Source organism: Oscillibacter sp. CU971 (genome assembly GCF_905219725.1).
Classification (GTDB): Bacteria; Bacillota; Clostridia; order Oscillospirales; family Oscillospiraceae; genus Oscillibacter.
The window spans coordinates 1-3682 of record NZ_CAJMXG010000256.1 but is presented as its reverse complement, the minus strand read 5'-3'; the positions used below and the strand labels follow the sequence as shown (position 1 = coordinate 3682).

At 66.9% G+C, this 3682-nt stretch carries 3 protein-coding genes; 2 read left to right on the top strand and 1 reads right to left on the bottom strand.

Annotation, left to right across the window (positions count from 1 at the left end; genetic code table 11):
* Together JX325_RS13610 and JX325_RS13605 are read left to right on the top strand one after the other, a co-directional pair.
* Nucleotides 1-549: C39 family peptidase (locus tag JX325_RS13610; protein WP_204791638.1), on the top strand; the 549-nt coding region annotated here is incomplete at its 5' end.
* 141 nt (nt 550-690) lie between these two features.
* Complete coding sequence (locus JX325_RS13605) at nt 691-1251, top strand: RNA polymerase sigma factor (RefSeq protein ID WP_204791637.1); 561 nt, start codon at nt 691-693, stop codon at nt 1249-1251.
* A gap of 1619 nt (nt 1252-2870) precedes the next feature.
* Here JX325_RS13605 and JX325_RS13600 read toward each other — a convergent pair.
* The coding region (locus JX325_RS13600) for an aldose 1-epimerase family protein (RefSeq protein ID WP_204791636.1) at nt 2871-3682 on the bottom strand (812 nt) is incomplete at its 5' end.

Sequence of the window (3682 nt, the reverse complement as noted above, 5' to 3'; positions counted from 1 at the left end):
CAGGAGGTCCTCACCGGGGGCGGGGTGGACATAGTCTACTTCAACCAGACGGACGAGCTTCGGGCGGAACAGCGCTACGGCTCCGATCCCCTGGCCACCCACGGCTGCGGCCCCACCGCCATGGCGATGGCGGTTTCCTCCCTCACCGGGGAGACTGTGGACCCGGCGGACATGGCGGCTTTCTGCGTGGACCAGGGGTATTGGTGCAGAGGCCACGGGTCCTACCTTTCCATTGTTCAGGGCGTGGCGGAGTCCTGGGGGCTGGACTGCGAGTCCCTGTCCCCGGAGTCCCTGGAAGCGGACGAGATATACCGCCGCCTGGCGGGCGGGGATGTCGCCGTGGCCCTGATGACCAAGGGCCACTTTACCAAGGGCGGGCACTTCATCCTCCTCCGGGGGACGACCCTCAGCGGGGAGATTTTGGCAGCGGACCCCGCCAGCCGGGACCGAAGCCTGATCCCCTGGGATTTGCCGCTGATTTTAGAGGAGCTTTCCCCCAGCCGCCACGACGGCGCGCCGCTGTGGGTCCTCTCTAAACCGGCGGAGTAGCGGACAGGCCCCTTTTTAAGGGGCCTGTTCCCGGCGGCGGGGGAGGAGGCTTCTTTTTCAAACCAAATTTTTTTGCGGCGCCGCGGAACCGGGGCGGCGCTTTTTTCGTCTATATGGGCAGAAGGAGGGAGGCGGAAGCGCATGGAGGACGGACGGATCATCGAATTGTATTGGGACCGGGACCAGAGGGCCATTCCGGAGACTGCCGGAAAGTACGGGCGGATGCTGCATGGCATCGCCTGGAACCTGCTCCGCAGCCGGGAGGACGCGGAGGAGTGCGTCAACGACACCTACCTCCGGGCCTGGGAGGCCATTCCCCCCGCCCGGCCCGGGGCCTTTCGGATCTGGCTGGGGCAGATTACACGGAATCTCTCCCTGGACCGCTGGAAGAGCCTCCGGGCGGAGAAGCGGGGCGGCGGCGCGGAGCTGCTGCTGGGAGAGCTGGAGGACTGCCTTCCCGCGTCCGGCGGCGGGCCGGAACGGGAGCTGGAGGACCAGGAGCTGGCGGAGCTGCTGAACGTGTTTTTGCGGGNCCTCTCTCGGGAGGGACGGGCCATGTTCCTGCGGCGGTACTGGTACGGCGAGAGCGTGGCGGAGGTAGCCCTGGCCCTGGGCTGCGGGGAGGGGAAGGTGAAATCTTCCCTCTTTCGAAGCCGGAAGGCTTTGCGGGAGTATCTGGAAAAGGAGGGGATCGCGGTATGAGAGCGGAGCGGCTGTTCCGGGCGCTGGGCCTGGCGGACCCGGCGCTGGTGGAGGAGGCCCTGGCGGTCCGGGCCCGGCGGGTGGAGTGGAAGCGCTGGGCGGCCCTGGCGGCGTGTTTGGCGCTGGTGCTGGGCTTTGCGGTTTCCGGGGGCTTTCGGGGCGATGGCGGCATGGCTCCGGGGGGCACGGATGCCGGGAGCTCCGGCGGCGCGATGGACGGGGACGCCGGTGCCGACGGCGGCGGGGACGGAAGCGGCGGCGCGGAAGGCGGCATTGCCTTCTTATCCTACGCCGGGCCGGTGCTGCCCCTGGACACGCTGGAAAATCCGGCGGAGCTGACGGCGGAGCGGACGGTCACCTGGGACTTTCCCCCGGGAGCCTATCCCGACGGGGAGCGGCGGCAGTGGGGGGCGGAGGTGACGGACGCCTATATCCTTTGCAACGGCACGGAGGAGGACCTCGCCGTGACGGCCCTGTACCCCTTTGCCGGAAGCTTCGCGGAGCTGGCCCTGCCCGCCGTGACGGTGAACGGGGAGGCCGTGGAGCCCGCGCTGTACGCCGGGGCCTACGCCGGGGGCTTCCAAAGCGCCGCCGGGCCGGAGGGGGCGGATACCTTGAATCTGGCGGGCCNTAGCAGCTGGAGGGAGTACAAGGCCCTGCTGGAGGATGGGGCGTACCGGGAACAGGCGCTGGGAGAATATCCGGCGCTGGACAGTCCGGTGACGGTGTACGAATTCTCGGATTTTGAAGCGCCCCACGGGGAATATCAGGCGGCGACCCAGGCGGTTTCCTTTACCATCGACCCGGAGAGGACCACCGTGTTTACCTATGGCTTCAACGGCTGCGAGTGGGACGGCGGCTTCCGGCGGTACAGCTATTTCGTCCCCGACGGCATGCGGCGGGAGACGGAGCGGAAACTGCTGGTGGTTTGGGGGGAGGACATCGGGGAGTATGCCCTCCAGGGCTATCAGAACGGCGGCTGTAACCGGGGAGAGGAAATTGACGGGGTGTCCTGCTCCGTTGCCCGGCGGGAGACCACCTTGGGCGCGGCGCTGGATTTGGCCTGCCGGGATTCCGCTGCATGGTATGGGGAGGACTGGGTTTCGGAAGAGGGCCCCGTTACCTTTGCAATGTACCGGGGGGCGGCGGCGGAGCTGCTGAGCCAGTATGGGCCCCTTTCCGGCACGCCCGTGGACCGTTATGCCGACGGGCGGCTGGACGACCTGATACAAGAGACCCTGCACCAGGAGCGGGTGCTGTACCTCCGTTTCCCGGTGACGGTCCCCGCCGGGGGGAGCGCGGAGGTGGCATGCGCCTTCTGGAAGGCACCCAGCTTTGACTTTGGCTGCTCTGGCTCGGAAAACGAGGGGCTCCAGGGCTATGACCTGGTAACCCGGCTGGGGTCTTCGCTGAACTTCACCCGGCAGAGCGCCGCCCTGGTGAACGCGGAGAACGTTCAGATTACGGGGCAGGATTTCGGCTTCGATTCGGAGGGCGGCGTCACCTCTGTGGAGCTGGATTTGGAACAGGAGCACTATTATTTGGAGGTCCGGCCCGTGGAGGAATGACCTCGGAACAGGAAAAGCCCCTCCGGCACGTTCGCCGGAGGGACTTCTTTGTCAAATGTTCAAGAGGGTAAAGGTGTAGGTGAGCTCCTTCCACTCGCCCGGGGCCAGGGTGAGGGCGTGGGGCTTATCCTGGAAGCGGCCCGTTTCGCCGGTATAGGCGGCGCAGCCGTGCCAGGGCTCCATGCAGAGGAAGGGCGCGCCGGGCTTCGTCCAAAAGGCAATCATGGGAAAGCCCCGGAAGTCCAGGGAGACGCCCCGGCCCGTCTCTTTGTGCAGAAGGGAAACCCGCTGGGAGCGGAGGCCCTGGAAAATGAGAGTGTCCAGGCGGCGGAAGGTTTCGTAGTCCAGGGTTACCTTCCCGCCGCGGAGCATGGGCTCCCTCCCGCCGCCCCGGAGAAGGCCCTGGGGGGTGAGGAGGAGGGTGTCCGCGTCTTCGGGCTGATCGAACATCAGCTCATAGTCCTCGAAGCGCTCACCCCCCAACAGGGGGCAGCGGATGGCGGTGTGGGCCCCGATGCAAAAGGGCAGGGGGGCCGGGCCGGGATTCTCCACGGCGAAGGTGGTGGAAAAGCCGTTTGCGAGGAGCTGGTGCCGGACCTGAAGGACGAAGGGGAAGGGATACCGGGCCAGGCTCTCGGGGCTCTCCCGGAGCTCCAGGACGGCAAAGTCCGGCGCCCGGTCCGTCAGGGTGAATGTGCTTTGCCGGGCGAAGCCGTGGCGGCCCATTTCAAAGCTCTGGCCGTTGATGTCCACCCGGCCGTCTTTCAGGCTGCCCACGATGGGAAAGAGGATGGGGTTTTGGCCGGACCAGAAGGCGGGGTCCCCCTGCCAGATGTATTCGGTACCGGCGCTGTCCTGAAGGG